Source organism: Rhodococcus sp. H29-C3 (assembly GCF_030063405.1).
GTDB lineage: Bacteria > Actinomycetota > Actinomycetes > Mycobacteriales > Mycobacteriaceae > Rhodococcoides.
In genome coordinates, this window is sequence record NZ_JASITC010000001.1 from 231,370 (window position 1) to 248,121 (window position 16,752).

11 protein-coding genes are annotated in these 16,752 nt (G+C 61.3%); all 11 read right to left on the reverse strand.

Annotation, left to right across the window (positions count from 1 at the left end; genetic code table 11):
• Positions 1-105: 105 nt before the first annotated feature.
• The 11 genes from rpoB to QMK32_RS01115 all read right to left on the reverse strand — a co-directional run bounded on the left by rpoB (position 106) and on the right by QMK32_RS01115 (position 16,749).
• On the reverse strand, positions 106-3,612 hold the full coding sequence (rpoB, locus tag QMK32_RS01065) for a DNA-directed RNA polymerase subunit beta (RefSeq protein WP_283472462.1): 3,507 nt from the start codon (positions 3,610-3,612) through the stop codon (positions 106-108).
• A gap of 638 nt (positions 3,613-4,250) precedes the next feature.
• On the reverse strand, positions 4,251-6,812 hold the full coding sequence (locus tag QMK32_RS01070; RefSeq protein ID WP_283472463.1) for an aminotransferase class III-fold pyridoxal phosphate-dependent enzyme: 2,562 nt from the start codon (positions 6,810-6,812) through the stop codon (positions 4,251-4,253).
• Between the two features lie 211 nt (positions 6,813-7,023).
• Positions 7,024-7,812, reverse strand: a complete 789-nt coding sequence (locus QMK32_RS01075; RefSeq protein ID WP_283472465.1) for a hypothetical protein — start codon at positions 7,810-7,812, stop codon at positions 7,024-7,026.
• 71 nt (positions 7,813-7,883) lie between these two features.
• Complete coding sequence (locus QMK32_RS01080; RefSeq protein ID WP_502943497.1) at positions 7,884-8,573, reverse strand: hypothetical protein; 690 nt, start codon at positions 8,571-8,573, stop codon at positions 7,884-7,886.
• Positions 8,574-8,661: 88 nt separating this feature from the next.
• Positions 8,662-9,909 (reverse strand): MCE family protein, encoded by a 1,248-nt coding sequence (locus tag QMK32_RS01085; protein ID WP_283472466.1) that lies wholly within the window; start codon positions 9,907-9,909, stop codon positions 8,662-8,664.
• Positions 9,906-11,186 carry an MCE family protein gene (locus QMK32_RS01090; protein WP_283473138.1) on the reverse strand — a complete coding sequence of 427 codons (1,281 nt, stop codon included), beginning with the start codon at positions 11,184-11,186 and terminating at the stop codon, positions 9,906-9,908. The genes QMK32_RS01085 and QMK32_RS01090 overlap by 4 nt, the downstream gene beginning before the upstream one ends.
• 11 nt (positions 11,187-11,197) lie before the next feature.
• Positions 11,198-12,481: an MCE family protein gene (locus QMK32_RS01095; protein ID WP_283472467.1), complete on the reverse strand. Its 1,284-nt coding sequence runs from the start codon at positions 12,479-12,481 to the stop codon at positions 11,198-11,200.
• Positions 12,481-13,473, reverse strand: coding sequence for an MCE family protein (locus QMK32_RS01100; RefSeq protein ID WP_084346131.1), 993 nt, complete (start codon positions 13,471-13,473; stop codon positions 12,481-12,483). Before QMK32_RS01100 ends, QMK32_RS01095 begins: the two co-directional genes overlap by 1 nt.
• Complete coding sequence (locus QMK32_RS01105) at positions 13,470-14,537, reverse strand: MCE family protein (protein WP_283472469.1); 1,068 nt, start codon at positions 14,535-14,537, stop codon at positions 13,470-13,472. The genes QMK32_RS01100 and QMK32_RS01105 overlap by 4 nt, the downstream gene beginning before the upstream one ends.
• On the reverse strand, positions 14,534-15,892 hold the full coding sequence (locus QMK32_RS01110; protein WP_283472471.1) for an MCE family protein: 1,359 nt from the start codon (positions 15,890-15,892) through the stop codon (positions 14,534-14,536). Before QMK32_RS01110 ends, QMK32_RS01105 begins: the two co-directional genes overlap by 4 nt.
• Positions 15,889-16,749: an MlaE family ABC transporter permease gene (locus QMK32_RS01115; protein WP_084346134.1), complete on the reverse strand. Its 861-nt coding sequence runs from the start codon at positions 16,747-16,749 to the stop codon at positions 15,889-15,891. Before QMK32_RS01115 ends, QMK32_RS01110 begins: the two co-directional genes overlap by 4 nt.
• Positions 16,750-16,752: the final 3 nt, after the last annotated feature.

The window sequence follows — 16,752 nt, forward strand, 5'->3', positions numbered from 1 at the left end:
TTCCTTTCCCCGTTATGGGTGTTGTACCAAACTGCCATTGAGAACAGTCATATGAGAAAGAGCGCCCTCGGGCCTGCGATAACCGCAGGCCCGAGGACCGTAGAACTACTGAGCGAGGTCGTCGACCGTTGCAGCTTCGTTGCGGGAGAGGTTGATTCCCAGGTTGGCTGCGGCACGCTCGAGGTCCTCGTCGTCACCGTCGGCCATCGTGATGGCAGCGCCGTCCGAGGACAGCACCTCCACGTTGAGGCACAGTGACTGGAGCTCCTTGAGGAGCACCTTGAAGGACTCGGGGATACCGGGCTCGGGAATGTTCTCGCCCTTGACGATTGCTTCGTACACCTTCACGCGGCCGACAACGTCGTCCGACTTGATGGTGAGAAGCTCCTGCAGCGTGTACGCAGCGCCGTAGGCCTGCATGGCCCAGCACTCCATCTCACCGAAGCGCTGTCCACCGAACTGCGCTTTACCGCCGAGGGGCTGCTGAGTGATCATCGAGTACGGCCCGGTCGAACGAGCGTGGATCTTGTCGTCGACCAAGTGGTGCAGCTTGATGATGTACATGTAGCCCACGGACACCGGGTATGGGAACGGCTCGCCGGAACGGCCGTCGAACAAGGTGGCCTTTCCGTCGGATCCGACCATCTGCTCGCCGTCACGGTTGGGAATCGTGCTGGCCAGCAGGCCGGTCAGCTGATTCTCCTTGGCGCCGTCGAACACCGGGGTAGCGATATTGCTGTCCGCAGGTGCCGAGAGCATCTCCTCCGGAAGACGCTCGGCCCAATCGGGCCGGGTGCCGTCCGTGGCCACTTGAACATTCCAGCCGGTCTTGCCGATCCACCCGAGGTGGGTCTCCAAGATCTGACCGATGTTCATACGACGCGGAACGCCGTGGGTGTTGAGGATTATGTCGATCGGGGTGCCGTCGGACAGGAACGGCATGTCCTCCTGCGGGAGGATCTTGCCGATGACGCCCTTGTTACCGTGGCGGCCTGCGAGCTTGTCGCCGTCCTGAATCTTGCGCTTCTGGGCGACGTAGACGCGGACCAACTCGTTGACGCCGGGAGGCAGATCGTCATCGTCGTCGCGTGAGAACACGCGAATGCCGATGACCTTTCCGTTCTCGCCGTGCGGAACCTTGAGCGAAGTATCGCGAACCTCGCGAGCCTTCTCACCGAAGATGGCACGCAGGAGACGCTCTTCCGGGGTCAGCTCGGTCTCGCCCTTCGGCGTGACCTTTCCGACCAGCACGTCGCCGTCACGAACCTCGGCACCGATACGGATGATGCCGCGCTCGTCGAGGTCAGCGAGGACCTCGTCGGAGACGTTCGGAATGTCACGAGTGATCTCCTCGGCACCGAGCTTGGTGTCGCGAGCATCGATCTCGTGCTCCTCGATGTGAATCGAGGTGAGAACGTCCTCTTCCACGAGACGCTGCGAAAGGATGATCGCGTCCTCGTAGTTGTGGCCTTCCCACGGCATGATCGCCACGAGCAGGTTCTTACCGAGCGCCATTTCACCGTCTTCGGTGCATGGGCCGTCGGCGAGGACCTGGCCGGACTCGACGCGCTGACCCTCGTCCACGATCGGACGCTGGTTGGCACACGTGCCCTGGTTGGAACGCGCAAACTTACGCATCCGGTAGGTCTTGCGGCTACCGTCGTCGGCCATGACCGTGACGTAGTCGGCGGAGACCTCTTCCACAACACCGGTCATTTCGCTGATCACGACGTCACCTGCATCGACTGCGGCGCGCAGCTCCATGCCGGTACCGACGATCGGCGATTCGCTGCGTACCAGCGGAACGGCCTGACGCTGCATGTTCGCACCCATGAGGGCACGGTTTGCGTCGTCGTGCTCGAGGAACGGAATCATCGCGGTTGCGACCGAGACCATCTGGCGCGGTGAAACGTCCATGTAGTCGATGTCCGAGGACGACACGAACTCGACCTCGCCACCCTTACGGCGAACAAGAATCTTGTCCTCGATGAAATGGTCGCTGTCGTCCAGAGGCGCGTTGGCCTGTGCGAGCGTGTGGCGATCCTCTTCATCGGCCGTCAGGTAATCGACATCGTCGGTGACCTGGCCGTCGACGACCTTGCGGTACGGGGTCTCGATGAAGCCGAACGGGTTGACCCGTGCGTATACCGACAGCGAGCCGATCAGGCCGATGTTCGGGCCTTCAGGGGTCTCGATGGGGCACATACGGCCGTAGTGCGACGGGTGAACGTCACGAACCTCGAGGCCGGCGCGCTCACGGGAGAGACCACCCGGTCCGAGAGCCGACAGGCGACGCTTGTGCGTCAGACCCGACAGCGGGTTGTTCTGGTCCATGAACTGCGACAGCTGGGAGGTTCCGAAGAACTCCTTGATCGCGGCGACGACGGGACGGATGTTGATCAGGGTCTGCGGCGTGATGGCCTCGACATCCTGAGTCGTCATACGTTCGCGAACGACGCGCTCCATGCGGGAAAGCCCCACTCGGATCTGGTTCTGAATCAGCTCACCGACGGTACGGAGACGACGGTTACCGAAGTGGTCGATATCGTCGACCTCGACAGGAACCTCGACACCATCCGGCGCCGTCATCGAGGTGTCACCTGCGTGCAAACGCACGAGGTACTCGATGGTGGCGACGATGTCTTCTTCAGTGAGCGTCGAAGCGACAATCGGCTGACCTGCATTGAGGCCGAGCTTCTTGTTGATCTTGTAACGACCCACGCGAGCGAGGTCGTAGCGCTTGTCCTTGAAGAACAAGTTCTCCAGGAGCGTCTGCGCGCTTTCCTTCGTGGGCGGCTCGCCCGGACGCAACTTGCGGTAGATGTCGAGAAGCGCCTCGTCGGTACCGGCTGTGTTGTCCTTCTCCAGCGTGGCCATGAGGATCTCGGAGAAGCCGAAGCGCTCCGTGATCTGCTCCGTGGACCAGCCGAGAGCCTTCAGCAGCACCGTGACGGGCTGACGACGCTTGCGGTCGATACGAACACCGACGGTGTCGCGCTTGTCGACGTCGAACTCCAACCAGGCACCGCGACCAGGAATAACCTTGACGCTGTGCAGGTCCTTCTCCGTCGTCTTGTCGACCGAATGATCGAAGTAGACGCCTGGAGAGCGAACGAGCTGGGAAACGACGACGCGCTCGGTGCCGTTGATGATGAATGTGCCCTTGCCGGTCATCATGGGGAAATCACCCATGAAGACCGTCTGGCTCTTGATCTCACCGGTGTTGTTGTTGATGAACTCGGCCGTCACGAACAATGGCGCCGCGTACGTCATGTCCTTGTCTTTGCACTCGTCCATCGAGGCCTTGACCTCGTCGAACCGTGGATCAGAGAAGGAAAGGGACATAGAGCCCGAGAAGTCCTCGATCGGGGACAGCTCGGTCAGGATGTCCTCGAGACCGCCGGAGACACCACTGTCTCCGCGCGCGGCGGCACGGTCGCGCCAACTCTGCGCACCTACCAGCCATTCGAAAGAGTCCGTCTGTACATCTAGGAGACCGGGTACCTCCAACGGCTCGCGAATATTCGCGAACGAAACCCTCCTCGGGGCTCCCGGTGTTCCGACAACTGCCTTGGTCTGGCTAGAGACTGCCAAGATGCGTCCTTCCAGCACCTCACGCGGGCCGCTCGTGCAGTGCGACCGCCGCTGTATCTGCTTGCTTAATGTGGGGCGAATTCGCTGGTCACAACCCGAACGAATCCCCATCACAACACCGACGAAGTAACCACTTCGCGGCACAGCAATCGAGAGGTGGACAGGAGGCACCCAGCGCAACGCCCAAAGGTACCCCATACGTGCGCACAGCGCAACAGGGGCATCAAAAGTAGCACCCGGGATTCGAACCTGCGAGGCCTTCAGAACGGCGTGTCGCAGACCGTGCGTTCCGACCGAACACTCCGGTCGTTCACCGCGGGGGTGCTTACTGACGACAAGACTGGACCCTGCGCGCCCGCGCGTCAAGAGGGCCGGGCGGCGAGTCCGCATTCCCTGCGCTTTCCATGCGCGTTCTACTCAGGTTTCGCCCAACCGAGGCCCGCACCCACCCCACCATCGCTTCAATGGGCCACTCATACGATCAGATGACTTGGGTGCGCCATTCATGCGACCGGGACGCTTGTTGTCGACATCGGAACGCTGTTCCGCTCACTTTCCGATCGTCGATATCGCTTGTTCATCTCGAGCGGGCGACGTGCCGGGCGGGCCGTAGGCACCCGACCACGCCCACCCGTCACCACCGTTGCCGGCTCGTTCTACTTCTTCTCGCGCCAGCGGGTCGCCTCTGCCAGCTCGAAACCGTAGCGGTCGGCCAGCTCCCCGAGCCGTTCGACATTCGCACCGTCCAGAGCGGTACCGAGGCTACGAAGTTCGAATTGCCGCGACAGCGACAACAACATCGTCTCGGCGAAGCATGCGTAAGTCAGGCCAGGTGCGAGGCCGAAAGTAAGACCGAAATCCGAACCCTCGGGCAGACGCACGATCCCACCGTCGAACACGGTCACGTCGGGGCGGACGAGGCCGACGTCGTAAGGAATGTTCGGCGGCTGAGCGACGTCACACACAATCGCGTTCGGAGCCAGGTCGGCTGCTTCGATCAACGCGTGTGGGGCCGACGTCGCCGCGATCACGATATGTGCGCGCGCAACGCCCGCTGCCGGGTCGTCGAAGAATTCCAGATGCCCCGATCCGATCAAGTCGTCGACCGAGCCCCCTGCCCGCTCTGCCGCATCGGCCAGCGCACCTCTCCCCCCACGCGCGGCAGCTGCGATTTCGATTGCTGCATCCCACAGTTTCGGGGCAATCTGTCCTCGTTCACCGGGACGGCCCACCAAAGTGACGGTGCCGACGTCGGGCGCCAGTGCTCGCGCAATCGTCCGACCGATCGCACCCGCGGCACCGAGGATGGTCACACGAAGATCTGCAAGGTCGAGCCCACGCTCAGCGCAAACACGTCGCACCGCTCGGATACTGGCTGCTGCGGTGAACGAGTTACCCGTCGTCACGACGCCCGACATCTCACCGAGCGCCAGACCGTTCGCGGTGACCACTGAGGAGTACCCACCCAGACCCACAACTTCGGCTCCCGCGTCGAACGCCAACTCCACTGCCGCCGACACCGACGCCACAGCTACTTCGGGCGGCAGCTTCAGCAGTGCCGCCGAGGTATACGGCAGGCCGATCAGGTACCCGTGTGCCGCAGCCCCTGATGTCGGAACCACTCGGCCACTGCCGATGACGAAGGGAGACGGATTCAATTCCGAGGTTGCCGAGGCGAATCGATTCAACAGTTCCGCTCGCTCCGCATGTGTGAATTCGACAAGAGTCGGGTCGAACGCACCGAACACCTCCAAGTTCAGAGGGTGCGCGATGAAGCCGAATCGGTGGTCGCTCTCCTGCGCCGGTAGGTGCGGGATCCGCCGAGCTCCAGTCGGATATACCGTCGGCTCCGCTTTGGCCGGCCGTCCGACGAGGTGGCCGATCAAGCCGCCCAGATCACCCTCTGCCACGAAGGAGAGGGCACGATCCAAAGCCGCCACGAACTGACGACATTCGGAGTCGGACACCGTCAGCGGTGGCTCGACACGAAGCACCCGCGCCCCGAACAGGGTCGGCGCGAGACGTATTCCTTCGACCCGTGACAGATAGGAGGAGATCATCACCGCAAGGTTCTCCTGATGCGCGATGGAGCCGAGGAGCGACTGCACACCCACGAAATTGATGTCGCCCGTCAGCTCGACACCGAGGAGAAGTCCACGCCCACGAACATCGGTGACGACCGACGGATACTTCTGTGCGACCCTTTCCAATTCACGCTTCAACACCTCACCGCAGTCACGGACTCGTCGGACCAACGCTTGACTGTCGGCAATCAATTCATTCACCACGGCCACTCCGACGCGAGCGGTCAATGCATTTCCGGCGAACGTCGAAGTGTGACGGAGAGAGAAGCTTTCACCAACCAACTCCGGCTTGCACAGCACTGCGCCACTGGGGAGAACACCGCCGCCCAGAGCCTTGGCAAGCGTCAAGATGTCCGGGACTACCGATTCGTGCTCGCAGGCGAACATCCTTCCAGTTCGCCCCAGCCCGGTCTGTACTTCGTCCACTGCCATGAGAACTCCATGTGCAGAGCAGATTTCACGTACGCGACGCAGGTATCCCTCCGGTGGCGTGATCACCCCACCCTCCCCCTGAATGGGTTCGACCATGAACACCGCGTACTGATCTGGATTGTCGGTGAGCGCCGCGTCGAGCGCGTCACTGTCACCGAACGCAATAGTGGCAAACCCGGGGGCCGGAGCGCCGAAGCCCGCCTGATACTTGGCATTCCCGGTTGCCGACAGTGCGCCGAGGGTTTTTCCGTGAAAGCTGTTGTCGGTGCTGAGAACTCCCAGTCGCCCTGTCGCTGATCTTGCGATCTTGATGGCGACCTCCACCGCCTCGGCGCCACTGTTGACAAACGTGACACGCCCCAAGCCCGCAGGCGCGACCGCGACCAAACTCGACGCAAGATCCCCCGCCGCAGAGAGCACCGCCGGTTGCACGAAGACGGCCTCACCACTGTTGCGTACGGCGTCCATCGCCTGCCACACACGTGGAGGATTGTGCCCGAACGGCAAGGCTCCGTATGCGCCCGCAAAATCGAGATAGCTTCGACCTTCGGCGTCGAACAAGACTGTGCCGTCGCCCCGTACATACTCCGTGTCCAGGTCGACGGCGCTCAACAGCCGCATCAGCTCGGGGTTCACCCGCTCCGAAAATCCGACCCTCCCGGTGGACTGCGTTGAAACTCGTGCAATTGTCGTGTCGGTCATGAATGCTCCGTCATCTCGCGAAACCCGCCCCTGGCCGCCCGCGCACCCCCGCGGCGACCTCGAGCAACCAGAGCTCGCCCCACTGCAGGACGCAGTCGCGATGTTAACCGCCGACAGTGTTCACCCCGCCCGTGAATCCAGTCACAAGGGCGCATCCGACCGACGAAACAGCACCTTTCAACCACTCATGGAATGCGAAACGAGAACAGCACTACTTATCCGACAGCGCCGACAACAGCCACTTCCCGTCGACCTTCTCGAGGTTGATGGTGATCGGTCCTTCGGCATTGCCCTGCGCGACACCGGCCTGCGTCGCACTGACATTCAGGTTCGCCACCAGTTCGGCTTTGTCGTCCTCGAGGATCGCGACACCGATGTCGGTCAAGCTTGCCTCTGTCGCCGTCTGAGTCTGCTGAACCGCCGACTTGGTCGTCTCGGCTGCCTTGTCGAAATCGGACAGCATCTGCGGATTCAGGTACGACCGTGCTTTGTCGAAATCCTCGTCGATGGTCGTATCCTTGTACGAGTACAACGTTACGACGGCATCCGTAGCAGCACGAGTGGCCTCGGATGTTGCGCCCTGATCTACCCATGCCTGGTTGTCGATCGTTGCGCCAGGCCGAAACGCCGCAACCACTGCAAAGGCCGCCAGGACGACGGCGACAGCGCCGACCGCAACGACCGGTTTCCAGTTCGTTCGATTCGAAGCAGTGACAGCGCCTGCTTTCGGAGCTTCGACGGGCTCTGTCGTGTCTGCTTTCTCGGCCTTCGTAGTGGACACCTTCGGCTTCGCTTGCGCTGTAGCACTGTTGGACTGTGAGGTTGGCTCGACCGTGCTCCCAGGGAACGTCGTGTCGGCCGCTTCTGGAGACCCTTCGGGGGCGACAGAATCCTGCAGCTGTGCAGGTTCTTCGTGTGGAGGTCGGTTCGATCCGGCGACCTTCTTGCGAGCCTTGCTGGTGGTGTTGGGGGGAACTATTTTCCGGCGCTGAGGAGGCACTTCGGACAACTCCTTGTGAGATACGTTCTTCGACCGACGCATACGTGGTTCGACGAACCATCGGGATGGACTTATGGTCCACCGGTCGCGTCGGGTACTGGCGCGGGACCTTCGACTGTGGACGGCGCCGCACCTGGATCAACCGGCACGGCATTCGGGTCCGCCGGGACTGCATTCGGATCGACAGCACCGTTGTCGAGGGCGATTCCGGTCCCTACGGGGTCGACCTTGCTGGCCTTCCACGTGCCGTCGACGTCTTCCATGAACAGACGCAAGGTCAGCTTGCTTTTGACTGCGGGGCGATCCGGCCAGGTCGTGGTCGTGGCGATGACCACGAGCGCCGTTGCGGTTCCCTCGTCGGCACTGAGTTCGGTGAGGGTGCCGTGAAGCAGTTCGGCTGAACCCTTGGCGCCCGAGTTGCGTACCTCGTCGGAAATGGTCGACTGAGTGGAAGTCAGGTCGTTCAACATCGAGTCGCCGGTGATAGAGGACTTCATGTCCTCGAACGACTGGTCGATATTGGCTGCATCGACGGTGTTGAGATTGATCGCCACCTGCTGCGCACCGGTCAGGGCGGAATCACGGGTGTCGGCGATGGGCTTGTCGACGAAGAGAGCTCGCCCCCAGCCAATTCCGAACCACACTGCAGCGACGAGCGCTGCGACGGCAACGAGGGATACGCCGATCAGGACCGGCCTTGCTTTGTTCTTCGACCCAGGAGACGACGGTGTGGCCTCCTGGGCGTCGGTGTTTGACGTCACACTCACAACCCTACTACTCAGTAACTTCGTTCCCTGTCTTCTATCGTTCCATCGGTAGGAACACAGCCACCGGCCACGCTACCGACGCTTACTTCGGCGACGCTCCTACCAGGGGCGCTAGCTGAGTGGCGATCGGATTCAGGTTGAGCTTGTCCGGATCGACCTTCGGCTTCAGATCCCATGGTTGGGGGGTCGCCGGGTCTGCGAAAACGATACGATTCGAGCTACGCACACCGGTGATACTGCCCTGTGGCGTCGCACAATTCGCTTGCAAGTTCAAGGGATAGTTTTCCTGGGTCGGATCGAAGTTGGGGTTCTTCGCCTTCTCCTCGTCCAGGATCGCCTGCGAACCCTCGTAGCCGATTGTGCAGGGTGGTGGATTGTTCGCTTCCAGCAATAACCCCTGGTGGACGGTGCCGTCCCCTGGCGTGATCGTGCTCGCGCCCGCTGCTAAGGCCGGCAGGAAGATCAGCAACGGTTTCAGCGCAAGCGTTCGCGGCGCGGCAAGCGAGGTCACCGAATTGATGTTCGTCAGATCCGTCGTCAGAGCCGGACCGGCTTCCGCAATCAACGCGCCCACCTGATCGCTTGCCGCTGTCCCGGTATTGATCAGCCGTCGGATATCCGGATCGTTGCTTCGGAGCTGGGCTGTCACGTTGTTCAGATCGTTGCTGAATTGCCGAATCGACGAGGACTGTTCGGATTGCGTGTCCAGAACCGTTCGGGTGTCACGAACGAGCGCGAGCGTCTGGGGTAGTGCCTCGTTACCGGTCTCCGTCAGCGTTCCAAGCGAATCGATCAGTAACTGCAGGTCGTCGCCCTTGCCATTGAATGCGGCTCCGAGTTCCTTCACTACGGTGGTCAGATTCTTTGTCGGAATCGAACTCACCAGCCGATCGGTGCTGGCGAGCACCTTTTCCACCGGGACAGGAGTCGCCGTGTTCGCCTCGGTGATGATCGAACCATCTTCCAGATACGGTCCCTCGTCGCCTGTCGGCTGCAGATCGACATACTGCTCTCCGATCGCGGATCTGTTGGCAACCACGGCCTTCGCCGAAGACGGAATGCTCGGTCCACCATCGTTCAACAGCAACTCCACGTTGATGCCATCCGAGGTCAGCGACAAAGCGCCGACCGTTCCCACCGGCACACCGCGGTAGGTCACTTCGGCATTCTTGAAGATGCCCCCGGAGTCCGCGAACTGAGCGTTGACGCTGTACTGCCCGAAACCGAGCAGGTTGTCGAGACGAACGTACTTTCCGCCGACGTAAAGAACTCCGAGCACGGCGACGAGGACGAACGCGATGAGCTGAAATTTGACCAGCCTCGACCTCACTGTCCACCTCCGAATTGCTCGATCAGATCATTGAGCGGACCGAACGGGGTCGGTTCCGCATCACCGTTCACAACTGCCGACACCGGCTCGGTGCCTGGTGCCACCGGCACACCGGGCGCCGGTGTAGGGGCAGGAGTGATTGGCGGCAACGGCAGCAACGAGACTGTGGGCCAGCCTGGACGTGGCCCGTTACCGTTGTAGTACGGGTTCGTCGGGTCGACCAACGGCAATGTGTCACCGAACTTCGGCGGGATGTAGACCGGATCGCCCTCCCCGACACCGAGATTACGCAGAGTAGTTCCGATCGACAGATCGAGTGAGAGGAAGAGATTGGCCGAGTTCCCCTGAGTCACCTCTTCGATACCGTCGGGGAACGGAAGCGTCGGGACAAGAGGCGCCGAGGTGACGATGTCGTCGGCCGCGCCCGCGAGCGCCTGCAGCGTCGGCCGAAGCGCACGTAGATCGGCGATGAGATCGTCCTTCGACTGCTCGATGACATCGGTACCGACGGTGCCGAGACGATCGAGCTGAGACAGCATCTGGGTGAGCTGCGGACGCTGCTGCTCCAACGTCGCCGTAGCGATCGGCAGGTCCTGCAACACCCTGTCGATCTTCTCCGTTTGACCACTGACCTCGGTCGTCAGAACATCGAGTCCGTCCAACGCTCTGGTGATGTCGTTGCGCTGCTCATCCAACCCGCCGATCAGCGTGTTCGCCTGCTCGAGCAAACTCCGGGTCGTCCCTTCTCGACCGGAAAAGGCCGCGTTGAGCTCCTTGACGATCGGGGCTAGCTGACCGACACCACCGCCGTTGAGCAGCAACGACAACGCGCCGAACACCTGCTCGATATTGGTGGTGGCACGAGTCCGATCCAGCGGAATCGTGTCACCGTCGGACAGCTTCTGCGGATCCGCATCGCCCTCGGGCACCGTCAGCTGAATGAATTTCTCACCAAGGATCGACGTCTGGTCCACGGCGGCAAAGGCATTGGCAGGCAGATCTACCGAGTTGTTGACGACGACACCTACATTGGCCGTCCATTCCCCGTCCGCGACTGTGATCGAGTCGACGCGTCCAACCTCGACGCCGTCGACCTTGACCGTCGATTGCGGAACCAGATCGAGGACGTCCTCGAACTGGATCGTGAGGTGCATCGGATCACTGCCGGTGTCCGCGCCACCGGGCAGCGGAATCGAGTAGACCCCTTGCGAGCATGCACTAGCCGACAATACGACGATTGCAGCTCCGACGATCGCGACAAGTGGGCGCCTACCCATTTTCGACGTGCTCACTGTCCCCCTCCAAGCGACTGCTCGATTCCGGGCAATGGGGTTCCGCTGCTCAGACGCGGTGAGACCGTTCCCGGCACAGTACCCGGAACCGCATTTCTTTGTTCCTTTTCACCGCTGAGCAATCCGAACGGAAGGATGAGATCCGGATTGTCGAGGACTGGTCCCTGGATCAGCTTGGTGAACTCACCGCACCGGTCGATGATCGGCTGAATCTGGGCACCCAGTTGTTCGAATCGCGGGTCGCCCGGCACGAGCTTGCCGAGGTCGATCAGCCTGCATACGGTTCCCAGCGGATCTTGAGTCTCACCTTGCAAGTTGGCACGGGAAGCAAGAGTTCCGGACTCCGCGTCGTACGAGTTGACCAGATTACTGATCGCAAGCGGCAGAATCGTCAGCGTTTCGACCAGCGACTCCTTGTGATCCGAAAGCGTCTGCGTCGGCTGCACCAATCCGTTGGCCGCTGTGACGAGCTGTTCACGGTTGTCTGCGACGAACACAGCGACGTCACCGAGGGAGATGGACAGTTGATTCAATGCAGCGCCCAGGTCATCGCGCTCTCCATTGAGGAAGCCAGTCAGGTCTGCGAGCTGATTGTTGAACTCCCGAACCTGCTGATCGTTTGCAGCAAGCGCCGACACGAAGGTCTGCAGGTTCTTCACCGTGTCGAACAAGTCTCCACGTGAGTCGCTGAGAGTTCGCGATGCCTCGGACAGCTGAGTGATCGTGTCCCCCAAAGCTTCTCCGTTACCTTCGAGGTTGGCTGCGCCGGTGTTGACGAGATCGGTGAGAGCACCGTTCTTGTTCGCCCCGTCCGGCCCGAGAGCACTGGAGAGCTCCTCGATACTGGCGTAGAGCTGATCGACCTCGACCGGGGTGGCAGTGCGTTCGCGCGGAATCACCGCGCCGTCGGCCATCGTGTCGCCGCCGGTGTAAGCGGGGGCAAGCTGAACGTATCGGTCGGACACCAACGATGGTGTGATCTGAGCGGCCTTGGCATCTGCGGGAATGTCGACACCACGCTGGACGCGCATCTTCACCTCGACTTGGTCCCCCTGTGGCACCACGGAGGTCACTTTCCCAACCTCTACCCCCAGCACGCGCACATCGGAACCGGAATAGATTCCGACCGACTTGTCGAAATAGGCGGTGATGTTCGTCGAACCAGCGCGGGTGAGCAGCCACCAGCCGCCGACTGCGACGACCAGGGCGACGATGACGACGCCGATGATGAGCACACGGCCCCCGCCGGCCTTCTTCACGGATTCTCCGGTGTCACTCATCAGTTGCCCCCCAGGTCTTGCGCAGGCTGACGGTAGCCCGGGATCAGCGGCAGGCCAGGAGGCGTGAGGTTGGCCAACGTGATGTCGAGCCAGCGTCCGTTACCGACGACGTTGGCGTAGAGCCGCACGAAGGGTGCGTAGAGCTCCAGTCCACGGGAGAGCGCGTCGTTGTTCTCGTTGAGAATGTCGATCACTCCGTTCAACTGCTGGAGCATCGGGTTGATCTGCTCTTCGTTGTCACGAACCAGCCCGGTGAGCTGCGTCGACAGGCGCTGAACGCCGGTCAGGAGCTGCGAGATCGACTGCTGCCGGTTGTTGAGTTCGGCCAACAATGGGCCGGCGTCGGTGATGAGGCGGTTGAACTCTTCGTTTCGGTCGGCGAGAACCTTCGACGTCTTGCCCGTCGCCTCGAAGAGCTTTTTCAGATCCGTGTCACGGCTGGCGATGGTCTCCGACAACCGGCTCACCCCGTCCAGCGACGCCCGAACGTCGGCCGGGGTTTCGGAGAACGCTTGCGATAGCGCCTCGAAGCTCGATGCCAGCTGTGGGGTGTCGATGTCGGTGATGGTCGATGCCGCGTCGGAGAACGCGTCGATTACGTCGTACGGGGACGTGGTGCGCTCCAACGGGATCGGGTCCTTGGGTTTGAGCACCGCGTCTCCGCGGGGATCGATGGCAAGGTACTTCTGACCCAGCACGGTCTTGATCTGGATGGACGCGGACGAGTTGTTGCCGACCCATGCGTCCTGGACTCGGAAGTCGACGACGACGCGGTCGCCCGCGAGTTCCACGGAGTCGACCTTGCCGACCTTGACCCCGGCGATGCGAACTTCGTTGCCGGGCTTCAGGCCTGCAGCTTCCGAGAACTCGGCGCTGAACGTAGAGCCGGCTCCGAGAATGGGAAGCTTGTCGAGAAAGAAGACCGAAATTGTCGCAAGCAGCACGATCGAAATGCCGAGCGCGCCTAGTACCAGCGGGCTTCGCTTTGTCATCCTTGAATCCCCCCAGCTTTGCAACGCGAAGCCGAGTTCGTGTACAGCGGCTGATTCACAGTCGGAAGTCCGGTCGGCAAATTCAGATTGGGTGAAGAACCCGGCCCGGCCTTGATGTCGAGACCACACAGATAGAAGGTGAACCACGATCCCTGCTGTGCGGTACGAACCAACTTGTCGAGCTTCTTCGGCAACGTCTGGATCACCTTCGTCAGGTCACCTTCTCTGTTGTTCAACGTCGTCGCCAACGTGTTGAGCGAAGCGATCGAACCCTGAATCGCCGGACGTGTCGGTTCGAGCAAGCCAGCCGTCGCATCGGTCAGCCCGGCGAGCGAGGTGACGGCCGAACCGACTACCTCACGGTCGGCGGAAAGTCCCGACACAAGTTGCTGGGTATTGACGATCAACGAATCGAGTTCCTTGTCATGCTGATTGACCGTTTGCAGCACCGTATTGAGATTGGTGATCACGGCACCGATCACCTGGTCCTTGTCTGCAACGGTGTTCGTGAGGCTCGCGGTGCTGCGTACCAACTCCGAGATCGTCCCCGACTCACCCTGGAAAACCTGGATGATCTGGTACGACAGCTTGTTCACGTCGTCGGCGTTGAGTGTGGTGAACAACGGACGGAAGCCGTCGAACAACGTCGTCAGATTCACCGCGGGTTTCGTCTGCGCCAACGGAATCGTCTCGCCCGGGTTGATCTTGCGGCCCTGCTCACCGGCACCCTGCTCGAGGGCGATGTAACGCTGGCCTACCAGGTTCCGGTACCGCAGATTCGCAGTTACGGTGGCCGGCAGCCAGTCTCGACCCGACACCGAGAACTCGACTTCCGCCTCGCGCTCGTTGACGATCTTGATGTCTTTGACGTCACCGACGCGGACGCCGGCGATGCGGACCTCGTCGCCCTTGTTCAGCGACGCCACATCGCTGAACACAGCGCTGTATGTCTCGCCACCGCCACCACTGATGTTGGCAATCGAGAATGCGAGCGTCGCGGTGGCCAAGATCGTCACCACTGCGAACGCGATCAACTTGACGAGTGGAGCAATAAGTCCCCTCATTTGATGGTCACCTCCGCTCCTCTCAGTGCCGGCGCGCCCAAAGTCGTCGTCCACGAGGGAATCTCGTCCGGGGTCACTCCCCCTGCCTGGCCGTAGATCACGGCCAGGGTGTCGCGCTCGTAATCGGAACCCTCGTAGCTTGCCGGAGCACCGTCACCGGTTGTCGCCGCCCGGGGAACTGTCGAGTACTGAGGGACCGGCAGCTCCGGAATATCTTGCGGGCCTGGGTTTCTGGATGGAACCTGGTAGGAGCCGTCGTTCGCCGAACCACCGGGATACTGGGGAAAGAACTCGCCTGCAGCAGTGTCCGCCGGGGTGTAGCAGCGCGGTCCGCGATCGTCGAACAAGCGCGGCTCATCCTGATTGGGCAAATACCGCCCCTTGGGGTTGACGAATGAGGCCGAGACGTTGATACCTCGATACTCGTCACCAACGCCGACGACCTCTTGCGCGCGCGCCACAATGGGGGCGAACTGTGCAAATGTGCATCCGAACGACGGCGAATACTGTGCCAGCAACTCCAGCGCCTCCCTCGAATCGGCAGCGATAGCGATCAGATTCGACGAGTTGGCCTGGAGGAAATCGGCTGTACTCGAACTGGTCGACGTCAACGAGGTAATTAACGTATCCACCGCAGGACGCTGTTCTACCAACGTGTTTCCGGTGACGCTGAGATTGTCGAGAGCATCGATCAGCTGCGGAGCCGCATCGGAATACGTCTCGGAGAAGTCGGCAAGGCCACGCAGACCCTGCTGAATATTCGGGAGTTCGGTGTTCAAGCCTTTGAAGATATTTTCCAACCGGTCGATCGTGAAGCCGAGCTGTTCACCGCGCCCGCTCAGCCCCTGCGCCAGCGCACCGAGCGTACTCGCCAGGTCCTGCGGCGGAATCGCTTCGAGCAACGGCAGCAGATTGTCGAGCAATTGACCGACCTCGATCGCATTGCCGCTGGTGTCCTGCTTCAACACAGTGCCGTTGGTAATCGGCGACGCCGTATCACCCGGTGGGACTATCAGCGATACGTACCGCTCACCGAACAACGTCTTCGGCAGCAGCCGAGCCGTGGTGTTCGACGGGATCAACTCCGCCTTGTCCGGATCGATTGCCAGATGTGCAGTGACCACTCCGTCTTGGGTAGACGCCGAGCGCACCTCACCGACGATGAGGCCGCGGACCTTGACGTCTGCGTTGGACGGCAAGGCGTTGCCTACCGAATCGGTCACGAGATCGATACTCACGACCTTCTTGAAGGTCTTGTTGTACGAGGTGATCGACCACCCGACGAACAGGATGAGAATCAAGAAGAATGCAAGCCCGAGCAGAAGTCGCCTCAATCGCGATGGCGAGTCGATCATCCGGCAACCCTCACTGTGGTGGTGGTTCCCCAGATAGCGAGACTGAGGAAGAAGTCCAGAACAGCAATCGTCACGATGGCGGTTCGAACAGCGCGTCCCACGGCGACACCCACGCCCGCCGGACCGCCCGAAGCATGGAATCCGTAGTAGCAATGGATCATGATCAACACGAAGGCGAAGATCAATACCTTCAGGAACGAATACAGAACGTCTTCCGGCGGCAGGAAGAGGTTGAAGTAGTGGTCGTACGATCCGCCGGACTGACCGTTGAAGATCGTGCTGATCCCACGCGAAGCGATATACGACGCGAGCAGACCTACGATGTACAAGGGAATGACGGCGACGAACCCTGCAATCATGCGGGTCGTGACCAAGAACGGCACGCTGGGGACCGCCATGACCTCCAGCGCGTCGATCTCCTCCGAGATGCGCATCGCTCCGAGTTGCGCTGTGAAGCCGGCTCCTACCGTCGCGGACAGTGCGAGACCGGCGACGATGGGGGCGATTTCGCGGGTATTGACGTATGCGGACAAGAAGCCGGTGAGGACGGAACTGCCGAGCTGCTCCAGTGCGGCATAGCCCTGCAGTCCGACGACGACGCCCGTTGCGCCGGAGAGCATCACGATGACACCGATAGTGCCACCGATGACGGCGAGCGCACCACTACCGAAGGTGACCTCTGCAAGAAGACGCAGAACTTCCTTCTTGTAATGAATCAGAGTCCGAGGTATCCACCCGATGGCACGGGCGTAGAAGGACATTTGCTCGCCGGCTTTGTCGAGCACGTTCAGCGGTGCACTCGCAACGCGTTTGACGCGCATGAGGGTACGGTCGCCCCGACCTTTCGAGATGGTCATTGC